General features: G+C 66.1%; 13 protein-coding genes. 9 read left to right on the plus strand and 4 right to left on the minus strand.

The genetic code is table 11. The features are described from left to right. Positions 1–20 precede the first annotated feature (20 nt). The 9 genes from NA2_RS11285 (at position 21) to NA2_RS11325 (ending at position 9683) form a co-directional block, all read left to right on the plus strand. Positions 21–2219, plus strand: a complete 2199-nt coding sequence (locus NA2_RS11285) for a primosomal protein N' (protein ID WP_008596982.1) — start codon at positions 21–23, stop codon at positions 2217–2219. An 80-nt stretch (positions 2220–2299) separates the two neighbouring features. Next, positions 2300–2725: a VOC family protein gene (locus NA2_RS11290; RefSeq protein WP_008596983.1), complete on the plus strand. Its 426-nt coding sequence runs from the start codon at positions 2300–2302 to the stop codon at positions 2723–2725. A gap of 79 nt (positions 2726–2804) precedes the next feature. Then, complete coding sequence (locus NA2_RS11295; protein WP_040677575.1) at positions 2805–3200, plus strand: AGROH133_08824 family phage infection protein; 396 nt, start codon at positions 2805–2807, stop codon at positions 3198–3200. A 226-nt stretch (positions 3201–3426) separates the two neighbouring features. After that, positions 3427–3987, plus strand: a complete 561-nt coding sequence (locus NA2_RS11300; protein ID WP_008596985.1) for a F0F1 ATP synthase subunit delta — start codon at positions 3427–3429, stop codon at positions 3985–3987. Beyond that, entirely contained in the window at positions 3987–5516 is a 1530-nt protein-coding gene (atpA, locus tag NA2_RS11305) for a F0F1 ATP synthase subunit alpha (RefSeq protein ID WP_008596986.1), read from the plus strand. Before NA2_RS11300 ends, atpA begins: the two co-directional genes overlap by 1 nt. A 12-nt stretch (positions 5517–5528) precedes the next feature. After that, positions 5529–6407 (plus strand): F0F1 ATP synthase subunit gamma, encoded by an 879-nt coding sequence (locus NA2_RS11310; protein ID WP_008596987.1) that lies wholly within the window; start codon positions 5529–5531, stop codon positions 6405–6407. Positions 6408–6485: 78 nt separating this feature from the next. Next, complete coding sequence (atpD, locus tag NA2_RS11315; RefSeq protein WP_008596989.1) at positions 6486–8060, plus strand: F0F1 ATP synthase subunit beta; 1575 nt, start codon at positions 6486–6488, stop codon at positions 8058–8060. A 109-nt stretch (positions 8061–8169) separates the two neighbouring features. Continuing rightward, entirely contained in the window at positions 8170–8577 is a 408-nt protein-coding gene (locus NA2_RS11320; RefSeq protein ID WP_008596990.1) for a F0F1 ATP synthase subunit epsilon, read from the plus strand. A gap of 98 nt (positions 8578–8675) precedes the next feature. Then, entirely contained in the window at positions 8676–9683 is a 1008-nt protein-coding gene (locus NA2_RS11325) for a M23 family metallopeptidase (protein ID WP_008596991.1), read from the plus strand. Between the two features lie 127 nt (positions 9684–9810). Here NA2_RS11325 and NA2_RS11330 read toward each other — a convergent pair whose 3' ends face one another. The 4 genes from NA2_RS11330 to NA2_RS11345 form a co-directional block, all read right to left on the minus strand. Further along, positions 9811–10338, minus strand: coding sequence for an RNA pyrophosphohydrolase (locus NA2_RS11330; protein WP_008596993.1), 528 nt, complete (start codon positions 10336–10338; stop codon positions 9811–9813). Beyond that, complete coding sequence (locus NA2_RS11335) at positions 10335–11522, minus strand: divergent polysaccharide deacetylase family protein (RefSeq protein ID WP_008596994.1); 1188 nt, start codon at positions 11520–11522, stop codon at positions 10335–10337. Before NA2_RS11335 ends, NA2_RS11330 begins: the two co-directional genes overlap by 4 nt. A gap of 102 nt (positions 11523–11624) precedes the next feature. Beyond that, positions 11625–12950, minus strand: a complete 1326-nt coding sequence (locus tag NA2_RS11340; RefSeq protein ID WP_008596995.1) for a S41 family peptidase — start codon at positions 12948–12950, stop codon at positions 11625–11627. Further along, entirely contained in the window at positions 12940–14253 is a 1314-nt protein-coding gene (locus tag NA2_RS11345; RefSeq protein WP_081582663.1) for a peptidoglycan DD-metalloendopeptidase family protein, read from the minus strand. The genes NA2_RS11340 and NA2_RS11345 overlap by 11 nt, the downstream gene beginning before the upstream one ends. Positions 14254–14396: the final 143 nt, after the last annotated feature.

A 14396-nucleotide genomic window follows, 5' to 3' on the forward strand; every position in this document is an offset into this window, starting at 1 on the left:
ACAGGGCAAGGTCACGCCCGATGACAGAAGATTCGCCCGCAAAAAGCATTCTGCCCCGCGTCGTGCCGGTGATGGTGCCGATGCCGGCGGACCGACCCTATTCCTATGCCGTGCCGGACGGTGCGAAGGCCGTCCCCGGCTCGATCGTGCGCGTGCCACTCGGACCGCGGGAGGTGGCGGGCATCGTCTGGGACGGTGCGGGCGAGGCGCTGTCGGCCAAGCGCCTGCGGCCGATCTCCGAGATTTTCGATTGCCCGCCCGTGGCCGAGGAGATGCGCCGCTTCGTCGACTGGATCGCCGCCTACACGCTGTCGCCGCCCGGGCTGGTGGCGCGCATGCTTTTGCGCGCGCCGGCGGCTTTCGACCCCGAGCCGTGGACCGAAGGCCTGCGGCTGGTCGAGGGTGCCGGCCCGGACAGGATGACGGCGGCGCGCAACCGCGTGCTGGAGATGGCCGGCGACGGTCAGGCCTGGACGCGCGCCGGGCTTGCCCATGCGGCGGGCGTGTCCTCGAGCGTGATCGAGGGCCTGCGCGAACAGGGCGTGTTCGAGACCGTGTCGATCCCGCCGCAGCCGGTGGTGGCGGCGCCCGATGCGGGTTTCGCCAAGGCGGAGCTGACGCCCGATCAGGAAGCGGCGGCGCTGCGGCTGCGCGAAAGGGCGGGCACGGACGCCTTCAGCGTCACCCTGCTCGACGGCGTGACGGGATCGGGCAAGACAGAGGTCTATTTCGAGGCCATCGCCGCCGCGCTGGAGCGCGGAAAGCAGGTGCTGATCCTCATCCCGGAAATCGCGCTGACGCAGGCCTTCCTCGAGCGGTTTCACGATCGCTTCGGCGCGAAGCCCGGCGAGTGGCATTCCGATCTCGCGCCGAAGAAGCGCGAGCGGGTCTGGCGGCAGGTGGCCGAAGGCCAGGTGCGCGTGGTCGCCGGCGCGCGCTCGGCGCTGTTCCTGCCCTTCAAGGAACTCGGCCTGATCGTCATCGACGAGGAGCACGACCCCGCCTACAAGCAGGAGGACCGCGTCTTCTACAATGCGCGCGACATGGGCGTGGTGCGCGGCCATATCGGCGATTTCCCGGTCGTGCTCGCCTCGGCCACGCCATCGCTGGAAAGCCGGGTCAACGCTAATCAGGGACGCTATGAGCGCATCGTCCTGTCGTCGCGCTTCGCCGAAGCGGCATTGCCCGATCTCGCGACCATAGACATGCGCAAGGCGCCGCCCGAGCGCGGCGGATTCCTGTCGCCGGTGCTGATCGATGCGATGCGGAAGACGCTGGCGCGCGGCGAGCAGTCGCTTCTGTTCCTCAACCGGCGGGGCTATGCGCCGCTGACCCTGTGCCGGGTGTGTGGTCACCGCTTCCAGTGTCCCGAGTGCTCGAGCTGGCTGGTCGAGCACCGCTTTCGCGGGCAGCTTGTCTGCCATCATTGCGGCCACAACGAGCCGCGTCCGGAAGCCTGCCCGGAATGCGGCACGCTGGACCACCTTGTTGCCTGCGGGCCGGGGGTCGAGCGCATCGCCGAGGAGGTCGACCGGCATTTCCCCGAGGCGCGCACGATCATGCTGTCGTCCGACATGATGGGCGGCGTGAAGCGGCTGCGGCTCGAGCTGGAGGCGATCGCCAAGGGCGAGGCGGATATCATCGTCGGCACGCAGCTCGTCGCGAAGGGGCACAATTTTCCGGCGATGACGCTGGTCGGCGTCGTCGATGCCGATCTTGGGCTCGCCAATGGCGACCCGCGCGCCGCCGAACGGACGTTCCAGCTCCTCGCGCAGGTGACGGGCCGCGCCGGGCGGACCGGCAGGAAGAGCGTAGGCCTTCTCCAGACCTATCAGCCGGAGCATCCGGTGATGCGGGCCATCGTGACCGGCGATGCGGAAGCCTTCTACGAGCGCGAGATCGCCGAGCGCGAACGCGCCGGCCTGCCGCCCTTTGGCCGGCTGGCGGGCATCATCGTGAGCGCGGCGACGCGACAGGAGGCGGAGAGCCATGCGCGGGGCCTGCGGCAGGCAGCGCCGCGCGCCACCGAGATCGACGTGCTCGGACCGGCGGAGGCGCCCCTGGCGCTGATCGCCGGACGGCATCGGTTCCGCCTGCTGGTGCAGGGCACGCGACGCGCGGACCTGCAGGGCTTCGTGCGGGCGATGCTCGAAAGGGGGCCGAAGCAGCGCGGCTCCGTCCGTGTTCAGGTGGACATCGATCCGCAGAGCTTCCTGTAAGGGTCTGCTTGTCCGCTGCCATGTCCGGGCTGACGAGAGTCCCCGGAGCCTGTTGTTTCTTTGAGGAAAGGTAAGAGACCGTGTTCAGCCATATCACCGTCGGATCAGGAGACCTGGACAGGGCCGGAGCTTTCTACGACGCCGTTCTCCTGCCGCTCGGATTGCAGCCACGGCCTGTCACGCCGGACGGCGGGCCGCGCGCTCTGTGCTGGGTCATGCCTGACCGTTCGCTGCCACGCTTTTATGTCTATCAGCCCTTAAATGGCGAAGCAGCCGGCGCGGGCAATGGTGCGATGGTCGCATTCTCCGCCGGCACGCCGGAGCAGGTGGACCGGGCCTATGCCGCGGGCATGGCGGCCGGCGGCAAGGACGAAGGCGCGCCCGGACCTCGACCGCGCTATGGCGAAGGCTATTACGGCGCATATCTGCGCGATCCCGATGGCAACAAGCTGCACATCGTCTGCCGCGGGGATATCGATTCAGCGGACGGTGGAGAGGCAGGGTAGCGGGCCGTTTCTTCCTTTTCCCGCGATCCGCGTCTCGGTAGAAGGGACGCACCGCAACATCAGAAAAATGGTGGATATGATGGAACTTGCTTTCCCCTGGCCGATGAGTTCCGGCGAATGGCTGGCTTGGTCGGCGGCGGCGGCGACCATCGCCTTCGGCCTGTTCGCCATGTTCATGCCGCGGCTGGCGCTGCGACTGTTTCGGCTGCAGGCTTCAGCGGAGCGCGCCGAGGTGCTGGCCGCGCCGCGCGCAGTGATCGGCGGGTTCCACGTCGGCTTCGGCCTCGCGGCGATGCTGCTGGCGCAGCCGTTCATCTATCTGGCGCTGGGCATCGCCTGGAGCGTGGCTGCTTTCGGCTGCATCATATCGCTGCTTTCCGACGGCGCGCGGGCACTCTACAGCTGGGTCTTCCTGGCGCTGTCACTGGCGCTTTCCGCGCTCCCGCTCGCCTTCGTTCTGGGTTTCGTCTCCTGACCGGACGCGAATGCACTGGATATGCGACAAAACCGCGCCTTAGAGCGCGTGTCTGCGTGTTGCGAGTCTCGGAAGCCTGTGCTAGACGGCAATCGGCTTTCAGCAAGAGGGCGCGCCCGGTGTCTTTTTGCGAGGGGAAAATATCAATCAGGTCAAAGATTTAGCCCGAGTCTCGAACTCCAGCCTCAAATCTTGTGGCCACCAAGGCGTGAGAGAAGACGATTCCGTGGCACAATCTGGCTCGATGATCTCCGGAATGGCAGGGCGGTATGCCGGTTCGCTTTTCGAACTCGCGCGCGATGCCAAGTCGATTTCCACCGTTGAGGCCGATCTCGGCCGCTTCGAGACACTCCTTTCCGAAAGCGCCGATCTTCAGCGCCTGATCAAGAGCCCTGTCTTCTCCGCCGACGATCAGCTGAAGGCGATCAGCGCCGTGCTCGACAAGGCCGGGATCAAGGGCCTGGTCGGCAATTTCCTGTGCGTCGTCGCGCAGAACCGGCGCCTTTTTGCCGTGCCGCAGATGATCGCCGGCTTTCGCCAGATCGCCGCGGCAGAACGTGGCGAGGCTTCGGCCGAAGTCGTTTCGGCGCATGCGCTCACCGCTGCGCAGGAAAAGGAACTGAAGGCCGCTCTCAAGGACGTGGCCGGCAAGGACGTTGCGATCAGCGTTTCCGTTGATCCCTCCATTCTCGGCGGGCTGGTGGTCAAGATGGGCTCGCGCCAGATCGACACATCGCTCAAAACCAAACTCAATTCGCTCAAGCTTGCACTGAAAGAGGTCGGCTGATGGACATCCGCGCAGCGGAAATTTCCGCAATTCTGAAGGATCAGATCAAGAATTTCGGCAAGGAAGCCGAAGTTTCAGAAGTTGGCCAGGTGCTCTCCGTGGGCGACGGCATCGCCCGCATCTACGGTCTGGACAATGTCCAGGCTGGTGAGATGGTGGAATTCCCCGGCGGCATCCGCGGCATGGCGCTGAACCTCGAAGTCGACAATGTCGGCGTCGTGATCTTCGGCAACGACCGCGACATCAAGGAAGGCGACACCGTCAAGCGCACGGGCGCCATCGTGGACGTGCCGGTGGGTCCGGAACTGCTCGGCCGCGTCGTCGACGCACTGGGCAACCCGATCGACGGCAAGGGCCCGATCAAGGCCAAGGAACGCCGCCGCGTCGACGTCAAGGCCCCCGGCATCATCCCCCGCAAGTCGGTGCACGAGCCGATGTCGACCGGCCTCAAGGCCATCGACGCGCTGATCCCGATCGGCCGCGGCCAGCGCGAGCTGGTCATCGGCGACCGCCAGACCGGCAAGACCGCCATCGTCCTCGACACCTTCCTCAACCAGAAGCCGCTCAACGACGGCAATGACGAGAGCCAGAAGCTCTACTGCGTCTATGTCGCCGTCGGCCAGAAGCGCTCCACCGTCGCCCAGCTGGTGAAGGTGCTCGAGGAGCGCGGCGCGCTCGAATACTCGATCATCGTCGCCGCCACCGCTTCCGACGCCGCGCCGATGCAGTTCATCGCGCCGTTCGCCGGCTGCGCCATGGGCGAATATTTCCGCGACAACGGCAAGCATGCCGTGATCGCCTATGACGATCTGTCCAAGCAGGCCGTCGCCTACCGCCAGATGTCGCTGCTGCTGCGTCGCCCGCCGGGCCGCGAAGCTTATCCGGGCGACGTGTTCTACCTGCATTCCCGCCTGCTCGAGCGCGCGGCGAAGATGAACGACGAGCAGGGCGCCGGTTCGCTCACCGCTCTCCCGGTCATCGAGACGCAGGCCAACGACGTGTCGGCCTACATCCCGACCAACGTGATCTCGATCACCGACGGCCAGATCTTCCTTGAGACCAACCTGTTCTTCCAGGGCATCCGTCCTGCTGTGAACGTGGGTCTGTCGGTGTCGCGCGTCGGCTCGGCCGCTCAGGTCAAGGCGATGAAGCAGGTTGCGGGCTCGATCAAGGGCGAGCTCGCGCAGTACCGCGAAATGGCGGCCTTCGCGCAGTTCGGTTCGGACCTCGACGCCTCGACGCAGCGCCTGCTGAATCGCGGCGCGCGCCTGACGGAGCTGCTCAAGCAGCCGCAGTTCTCGCCGCTCAAGACCGAGGAGCAGGTCGCTGTCATCTTCGCCGGCGTCAACGGCTATCTCGACAAGCTGGCGCTGAAGGATGTGACCCGCTTCGAGCAGGGCCTGCTGGCGCATATGCGCGCCGAGGGCAAGGACGTGCTCGACGCGATTCGCAAGGAGAAGGCGCTTTCCGACGATCTGCGCGAGAAGCTCAAGGGCCAGATCGAAGCATTCGCCAAGAATTTCGCCTGAGGCTGGGTATAGATGGCTTCCCTCAAGGACCTTCGCAACCGGATCGCCTCCGTCAAGGCGACGCAGAAGATCACCAAGGCGATGCAGATGGTCGCCGCGGCGAAGCTGAAGCGCGCCCAGGAGGCGGCCGAGGCCGCGCGCCCCTATTCCGAGAGGATGGGGGCGGTTCTGGCCAACATCGCCGGCGCCGTGTCGGGCAGCGATGCCCCGCCGCTGATGGCCGGCACCGGCAAGGACGAAACGCACCTGCTGGTCGTCTGCACGGCCGAGCGCGGCCTTTGCGGCGGCTTCAACAGCCAGATCGCCAAGCTGGCGCGCGAGCACATCCGTTCGCTGCTGGCCAATGGCAAGACGGTAAAGGTGCTGTGCGTCGGCAAGAAGGGCTATGACGTGCTGCGCCGCGACTACGGCCAGCACATCATCGACCGCGTCGATCTGCGTGAAGTGAAGAAAATCGGCTTCGACAATGCCCACGGCATTGCACGGCAGGTGATCGGCCTGTTCGAGAAGGGCGAGTTCGACGTCTGCACGCTGTTCTACTCCGAGTTCCAGTCGGTGATGTCGCAGGTGCCGACGGCACAGCAGATCATCCCGGCGGCGGTTCCGGCGAGCGACGAGGCCGCGCAGGCTTCGGATGCCGCCTATGAGTACGAGCCGGAGGCGGCCGCCATCCTGGCCGATCTGATCCCGCGCAACATCGCCGTGCAGATCTTCCGCGCGCTCCTCGAGAACGCCGCCGGCGAGATGGGCGCCAAGATGACCGCGATGGACAGCGCGACGCGCAATGCGGGCGAGATGATCGACAAGCTGTCGATCACCTACAACCGCCAGCGCCAGGCGCAGATCACCAAGGAACTGATCGAGATCATTTCGGGCGCGGAAGCGCTCTAAACAAGTACCTGCAATCCCGGGCGGAAGACGGCTTCCAGTTTCCGGGACCTGCATCAACGGACCGAAGAGGTTTTAGAAATGGCCAAAGCAGCGACCCCGAAGAAGGCCCCGGCGACCGCCGCCAAAGAGCCCGCCGCGAAGCGGGCGGCTCCGGCGCGTAAGCCGGCCGCAGCCAAGAAGGCTTCCAGCAGCAGCGCGGCTGCTCCGCGCAAGGCGGCAACCGGCGCCCGCGGCGCGATCCGCCAGGTCATCGGCGCCGTCGTCGACGTGCAGTTCGAGGACACCCTGCCGGCGATCCTGAACGCGCTGGAGACCGAGAACCAGGGCAACCGCCTCGTTCTCGAAGTGGCTCAGCATCTCGGCGAGAACACCGTTCGCTGCATCGCTATGGACTCGACCGAAGGTCTGGTGCGCGGCATGGAAGTGCGCGACACGGGCAGCCCGATCGCCGTCCCGGTCGGCGACGCCACGCTCGGCCGCATCATGAACGTTGTCGGCGAAGCGATCGACGAAGCCGGCCCGGTCAAGGGCGACGGTACGCGCGCCATTCACCAGCCGGCCCCGGAATATGTGGAGCAGTCCACGGAAGCTGAGATCCTCGTCACCGGCATCAAGGTCGTCGACCTTCTGGCTCCCTACGCCAAGGGCGGCAAGATCGGCCTGTTCGGCGGCGCCGGCGTCGGCAAGACCGTTCTGATCCAGGAGCTGATCAACAACGTCGCGAAGGCGCATGGCGGTTACTCCGTGTTCGCCGGCGTCGGCGAGCGCACCCGCGAGGGCAACGACCTCTATCACGAGATGATCGAGTCGGGCGTGAACCAGGACCCGGCCAAGAACAACGGCTCGACCGAAGGCTCCAAGTGCGCCCTCGTGTTCGGCCAGATGAACGAGCCGCCCGGCGCCCGCGCCCGCGTCGCGCTGACCGGCCTGACGGTCGCCGAGCACTTCCGCGACCAGGGCCAGGACGTGCTGTTCTTCGTGGACAACATCTTCCGCTTCACCCAGGCGGGTTCGGAAGTGTCGGCTCTGCTCGGCCGCATTCCCTCGGCCGTGGGCTACCAGCCGACGCTGGCGACGGACATGGGCGCCCTGCAGGAGCGCATCACCACGACCACCAAGGGTTCGATTACCTCGGTGCAGGCCATCTACGTGCCCGCCGACGATCTGACCGACCCGGCGCCGGCCACCTCGTTCGCCCACCTGGACGCGACGACCGTGCTCAACCGCGCCATCTCGGAAAAGGGCATCTACCCGGCCGTTGATCCGCTCGATTCGACCTCGCGCATGCTCGACCCGACCATCGTCGGCGAGGAGCACTACAATGTGGCGCGCCAGGTGCAGGAGATTCTCCAGCGCTACAAGTCGCTGCAGGACATCATCGCCATTCTCGGCATGGACGAGCTTTCCGAAGAGGACAAGCTGACTGTTGCCCGCGCCCGCAAGATCGAGCGCTTCCTGTCGCAACCCTTCTTCGTCGCCGAGGTGTTCACCGGCTCGCCGGGTCTCTTCGTCGACCTGGAAGACACGATCCGCTCGTTCAAGGGCCTGTGCAACGGCGAATACGATCACCTGCCGGAAGCCGCCTTCTACATGGTCGGCACGATCGAGCAGGCTGTCGAGAAGGCACAGAAGCTCGCCGCGGAAGCGGCCTGATTCAGAGCGACCAGCGACTAGCGAATAGGGAGTAGCGAATAGGGATTGTCAGAGCGGCCGGTTGCGAATGTCCATTCGCTATTCGCTATTCGCTATTCGCTAAAGAAACATGGCTACTGCTTTCAAATTCGATCTGGTCTCCCCCGAGCGGCTTCTCGTTTCGCAGGACGTCGCATCGGTCGTCATTCCCGGCACCGAGGGTGAGATGACCGTGATGGCCGATCACGCGCCGACCATGACCAGCATCAAGCCGGGCGTGATCACCGTGAATGCCGCCACCGGCGGGGCCGAGCGCTATGTGGTGTTCGGCGGGTTCGCCGACATCCTGCCGGAAGGCTGCACCGTGCTGGCCGAATCGGCCGTCCATGTGGACGAGATCAATCGCGAGGATCTGGCGCGCCGCATCCAGGAAGCGCGCGAGGACGTGGCGGACGCGCAGGATCACGAGACCCGCACCAAGGCGGAAGAGTTCCTTGCCCAGCTCACTACGCTGGAAGGTGCGATCCTGCCCGCATAACGATCGGGGACGACGCACTTCACATGGTGCGAAAACGGCCGGGCTTGCGCCCGGCTTTTTTGTTAGCCTCCGTCCGGCGAACCTCAGGAGCGGGCGAAATGATCATGCGGAAGCTCATAGGAATTCTGGTCTGCCTGAGTGCGATCGCGACCGGGATCGCGAGCGCCGGCGCGGAAGACCCGGATGCGGACACGTTGCGGCTCGGGCGGCACTTCACCGAGCTGTTCCAGAAGGGCGCGGTCGAGGATGTGTGGCAGCGCATGTCGGAGGAGATGCAGAGCGCGCTCGGCGGCCTCGACAAGCTCAGGGCATTTCAGGTCTCCGTCAGCGCGATGTCCGGCCCGCAGGCCGGGATTCTGGACGAAGCGACCGAGCGTCGCGACGGGTTGAGGACCTATCGGCGGCGCGCGGCGCACCGTAACGGAGCAAGCCTGCTCTGGCAGTGGAGCTTTGGCGACGACGACCGCATCGAGGGGTTCTTCGTGCGTGCCGTACCAGAAGAAGCGGAATCGGCGCATCTCGCCTATCAGACCCGGGCCGCGCTGCGGCTGCCGTTCGACGGGCGCTGGTATGTCTTCTGGGGCGGGCGCACGCTGGAACAGAACTACCACGCGGAGAACGAGGCCCAGCGTTTCGCCTATGACTTCGTCGTCCGGGAGAACGGAAAGACCCATACCGGAGATGGCGCTTCGCTCGAGAACTATCACTGCTGGGACCGGCCGATCCTGGCGCCTGCGGACGGAACGGTGGTCTCGCGCATCGATGGCCTGCCGGACCAGCCGATCGGTCAGACGGATACCGAACACCCGGCCGGCAATCACGTGGTGCTCGATCTGGGAGACGGCGAGTTCGTCTTTCTCGCGCATCTGCGCCGTGGCACGGTGACGGTCGGGGTGGGGGACCGGGTTGAAAGCGGCGAAGAGATCGGCCGCTGCGGCAACAGTGGCAACACGTCGGAACCGCATCTTCACATGCACATGCAGACCACGCCGGATCTCCATGCCGGCGAGGGATTGCCGGCGCAGTTCCAGGACTATCTGGCAGACGGAGTGCGGCAGGCGCGGGGCGAGCCCGTGCGCGGGCAGACGGTAGGCGTGGAGAACTGACAAGAGGGCCGCTTCGGTGGCCCGCTCATTTGTGCGGGCCTCGGGTGTTCCACCCGAGCGACTGCATCAACGCGGAAAAACAAAGAGATAGGATCCCTTCAACGTTTCTGTGAAACGGTGAAGGGGTCTAAGGCACCAGATGCCTGAAGGCCGCGACGACGCTGTCGTAGACCGGGCGCTTGAACGGCACGATGAGTTCCGGCAACTCGGTCATGGGCTTCCATTCCCAGGCGTCGAACTCGGCCTCGTGCCCGCCGGGCGGCGGATTGATGGCGATCTCGCTGTCGGCGCCCTCGAAGCGGAAGGCGAACCACTTCTGCTTCTGGCCGCGATACTTGCCCTTCAGCGCCACGCCGACCAGATGCTCCGGCAGTTCGTAGGTGATCCAGTCCGGCGTCTCGGCAAGCAGCGACACCGACTTGATGCCGGTCTCCTCATAGAGTTCGCGATAGGCCGCCTCGCGCGGATCCTCACCCTTGTCGATGCCGCCCTGGGGCATCTGCCAGAGGCGGGTGGCGCCGGACAGTTCGTCCGTGCGGTCCTGCACGATGCGCCGGCCGGCCCAGGCGAGGCCGTCGCCGTTCAGCACCATGATCCCGACGCAGGGGCGATAGGGGAGTGTACGGGAGGAGGTATTCGTCATGGCGCCCTTCATCTGGCTTCGGGGTCGACGGCCACGGCCGACACCGGTACGAGTTCTATGCCGCGCGCCGTGACCTCTCTGGCCCATCCCGCAACCGTGTCGATCGTCTCGTCGAAGGCCGAGCCTGTGCCCAACGCGTATCCCCTGGCGCGGGCGATGCGCTCCAGCTCGTCGAGCCTCTTGAGGATTTCAGCAGGCACGGGCGTCCGCCGGTCGCCCGTCGGATCGATCAGGGCGTCTGCCGCCGCAAAGGGCACGCCCTTCTGCAGCGCCATCGCCTCCGCGACGCTGCGCGCCGACGTGCCGTCATCGACATACATCAGGCCGCGCGCGCCGATTTCCGACATGACCGGCGTCATGTGCCCGGCGTCGGCGGTGAAGCGCGCGCCCATATAGTTCATCACGCCGGTGTAGTTGGTGATGCGCGCCAGCGCCCAGCGCAGGCGGTGCAGGTTCTCGTCCTCGCTGGTGCCGACGGTCAGCGTGTTGCGTCCGGGATTCTCGTTCGGATAGCCGAACGGTTCCATCGGCACCTGGAGGATCACCTCGTGGCCCGCGCGCCGCGCCGTCTGCATCCAGCGGGACAGGCTGTTGCCGCCCGGCGCGAAGGCCAGCGTGATCTCCGGCCGGAGCGCGTCGATGGCGCGCTGCGTCGCCGTCTGCGACAGCCCGAGGCCGCCGATGATGATGGCGATGCGCGCGCCGCGCGTGCCCGACCACGCCCGGGCATAGGCGTCGAACGGCCGCCGCCCGCCGGGTTCGCGCACCGGGAGGGGGCCGGATTCGGACTCCTCGATCAAGGCGCGGTCCGGCAGATGGGCGAGGCGCGGATGCTGGCCGATGGCCGAAGGATCGCGGATCACGATGACGCCCTCGCCACTGTCATCCTCATCCGGATTGACGCGGACAATGGAAGCGCTCGGGGCTCCCTGGGGCCTGGCATCGGGGGAAGGGGCCGGCTGGCTGGCGATCGCGTCCGGGGCTGGCTCGACCGGTTCGGAAACGGCGACCTGCACCGGGACGCGGAACCCGCGGTCGCGCAGGGATATGGCGGCCGATGTGCCGAGAATGGCGATGGCGGCAAGCGCGACAAGCACACGCTCGGCGGTCAGGACGCCGCCGCGGCGCGCCTTTGCCGGGCTCGCGTCCTTCCCCAGAGGGCGGTCTATGTCCCTGTTGCCTGTGATCTTAGCCACCCCGACGATCCATCTGCGACCATAGCACGGGTCACCATCCTGGAACCGCGCCATGACGCCGCGATGTCGCCGCCGGCCGGAAAAGCCGGCAGCGCATCACTCTTACTGGTTCATGACCGCCTTGTCAGGATTGGGCGGGAAGGCGGGGTCGGTCTTCTGGCCGCGCAGCAACTCGAGGGCGGCGGTGAGCTGCATGTCGTCCTTGGCTTCCGGCGGGACATAGGCGATGGAGCCGGAGCCTTCGTCGCTCTCCTCCTCGCCCTTGATGTGGCCGCGCAGATCCGATTCGCCACGGCGCAGGTCGCGCCCCTGCAGCTCTTCGGGAAGCGGCTGGTCGACCTTGATGTCGGGCGTGATGCCCTTGCCCTGGATCGATTCGCCCGACGGCGTGTAGTAGAGCGCCGTGGTCAGCCGCAGCGCGCCGCTCTCGCCGAGCGGAATGATCGTCTGCACGGAACCCTTGCCGAAGGACTGGGTGCCGAGGACGGTGGCGCGGCGATGGTCCTGCAGCGCGCCGGCGACGATCTCCGAGGCGCTGGCCGAACCGCCATTGATCAGAACGATCACCGGCTTGCCGTCGACCACGTCGCCCGGTCGCGAATCGAAGCGCGCGATGTCGTTGGCTTCGCGGCCGCGCGTCGAGACGATCTCGCCCCGGTCGAGGAAGGCGTCCGAAACGCTGACGGCCTGATCCAGAAGGCCGCCCGGGTTGAGGCGCAGGTCGAGCACGTAGCCCTTCAGCTTGTCGCCGGGCAGGTCCTCGCTGATCGCGTCGATCGCGCCGATCAGGTCGTCGAAGGTTTTTTCGGTAAAGGAAGTGATCTTCAGATAGCCGACATCCTCCTCGACGCGATACTTGACCGCTTTCACCTTGATGATGTCGCGGACGATGGTGATCTCGATGGGCTTGTCGGCGCCCTCGCGCAGGATGGTCAGCTTGATCGGCGTGTTGACGAGGCCGCGCATCTTCTCCACGGCGTCGTTGAGCGACATGCCGCGCACTTCCTCGCCGTCGATCTTGGAAATCAGGTCGCCGGACAGGACACCGGCGCGGGAGGCCGGCGTGTCGTCGATGGGCGCGACGACCTTGACCAGCTCGCTCTCCATGGTCACCTCGATGCCGAGGCCGCCGAACTCACCCTTGGTCTGCACCCGCATGTCCTTGGCGGCTTCCGGGTTGAGGTAGGAGGAATGCGGGTCGAGCGAGGTCAGCATGCCGTTGATGGCGCTCTCCACCAGCTTCTGGTCGTCGGGCGGCGTCACATACTGGGCGCGCACACGCTCGAAAATGTCGCCGAAGATCGCTAGCTGGCGGTAGGTGTCCGAGCCGGCGGCGTTCGCCGAGAAACCGTTGCTCCCATGCACGAGCGTGACCGCAGACGCACCCACGAGAGCGCCGGCAAACAATAGCGACAAGTTACGTTTCATTTCCTGTCCTTCCAGAGTGTCCCGGCGCCCACCAGGGATTTGGATCGATCGGCTTCCCGTTCTTCCTGAATTCCACATAGAGTTCCGGCGCGGCGGCTTCGTTCGCCGGTCCGGCAATGCTGGCAAGGCGGGTGTCGCCCATCAGTCCGATCGGTTCGCCCGCCAATACGGCTTGTCCAAGCGATACGCTCACCTTCTGCATTCCCGCAAGCACGATATGATAACCGTCGCCGGCATTCAGTATCAATAGCTGACCGTAAGAGCGGAAGGCCCCCGCATAGAGCACCGTCGCCCCTGCCGGTGCTGTGACGATTGCGCCCGATTGTGTCCTTACAATGTCGCCCTTGAGCCGGCTGCCCGTGTCATCCTCGTCGCCGTATCGGGCGGCGAACTGACCCGAAGCCGGCAGCGCCAACCCGCCGACGCGCTTGCCGAAGGCCGGCGCAGCGCCAAGGCGGTGCTCGGGCGACGCCGGCTCACTGGCGCGGCGGCGACGCTCCTCCTCGGCCTCCCGCAGTGAGGTGATCTCGGTCTCGAGCGAGGCAATCAGCTCCTGCAGGCTGCCGGCGCGCGCGGCGAGGGCCTCGGCCTGACGGCGTTCGTCCGCCATGCGGCCCTCGGCTTCCTCCTGAAGCCGCTTCTTCTCGTCGAGCAGCAGGCTCAGCCGCTTCTTCTCCTCCACCTGGCTGGCGACCGTCTTCTGGAGCTTGTCGCGCTCCGTTTCGATGGACGTGACGATGCGCAGGAGCTCGTTCAGGTCGGAAAGCAGGATTTCCGTCTCGCTGCGCAGTTCCGGCACCACCGCGCCGAGCAGGATGGCGCTGCGCACGGATGCCAGCGCATCCTCCGGACGCACGAGGATCGCCGGCGGCGGGTTGAGGCCCATCCGCTGCAACGCACCCAGCACCTCGGCCAGAACGCCGCGGCGGGCCTGCAGGGATTCGCGCAGATAGCCCTCCTCGCGGCGCAGGCCGGTCAGGTGCAGGGAGATTTCGTCGATGTCCTCGCTGAGCTTGCGCTCGGTCTTTGCCGCCTGGATCAGGGCGGCCGTCAGGGCGGCATTGTCGTCCTTGATGGCAAGAATCTCGGCATTGATCTCGGCAAGGCGCTGCTCGGTCAGCGCGATCTCGCGGCTGATGTCCCGGTATTCGGCCTGCGTCTTGTCGTGCTCGCTCTCGAGGACGCCGACGCCGTCCTGCGCCGGCGAGGGCGACGAGAACGCGAGCGCGGCGAGCATGGCGAACGCCGCGACGCGGAACCGCGGGCGCTTCGGGGTCGCTTGCAAAGGCTGTGCGGACGCCATTCTCATCCTTTGAGAAAACCTCATCGACGGCGGGGGAGCCAAGTCATGCAGACTATGCGGCGGTTCCTTAACGAAGCATCAACCATGAAACGCTGTAGAGGCAATTTACAGTTGCATTTCCGTAGGATGCAATTCCCGTAACC

Source organism: Nitratireductor pacificus pht-3B (assembly GCF_000300335.1).
Classification (GTDB): Bacteria; Pseudomonadota; Alphaproteobacteria; order Rhizobiales; family Rhizobiaceae; genus Nitratireductor; species Nitratireductor pacificus.

Excerpts from the sequence above, each read along its gene's own strand:
- NA2_RS11285 (WP_008596982.1), top strand. The coding sequence starts at position 21 with ATGACAGAAGATTCGCCCGCAAAAAGCATTCTGCCCCGCGTCGTGCCG.
- NA2_RS11295 (WP_040677575.1), top strand. The coding sequence starts at position 2,805 with ATGGAACTTGCTTTCCCCTGGCCGATGAGTTCCGGCGAATGGCTGGCT.
- atpA (WP_008596986.1), top strand. The coding sequence starts at position 3,987 with ATGGACATCCGCGCAGCGGAAATTTCCGCAATTCTGAAGGATCAGATC.
- NA2_RS11310 (WP_008596987.1), top strand. The coding sequence starts at position 5,529 with ATGGCTTCCCTCAAGGACCTTCGCAACCGGATCGCCTCCGTCAAGGCG.
- atpD (WP_008596989.1), top strand. The coding sequence starts at position 6,486 with ATGGCCAAAGCAGCGACCCCGAAGAAGGCCCCGGCGACCGCCGCCAAA.
- NA2_RS11320 (WP_008596990.1), top strand. The coding sequence starts at position 8,170 with ATGGCTACTGCTTTCAAATTCGATCTGGTCTCCCCCGAGCGGCTTCTC.
- NA2_RS11325 (WP_008596991.1), top strand. The coding sequence starts at position 8,676 with ATGATCATGCGGAAGCTCATAGGAATTCTGGTCTGCCTGAGTGCGATC.
- NA2_RS11330 (WP_008596993.1), bottom strand. The coding sequence starts at position 10,338 with ATGAAGGGCGCCATGACGAATACCTCCTCCCGTACACTCCCCTATCGC.
- NA2_RS11340 (WP_008596995.1), bottom strand. The coding sequence starts at position 12,950 with ATGAAACGTAACTTGTCGCTATTGTTTGCCGGCGCTCTCGTGGGTGCG.
- NA2_RS11345 (WP_081582663.1), bottom strand. The coding sequence starts at position 14,253 with ATGGCGTCCGCACAGCCTTTGCAAGCGACCCCGAAGCGCCCGCGGTTC.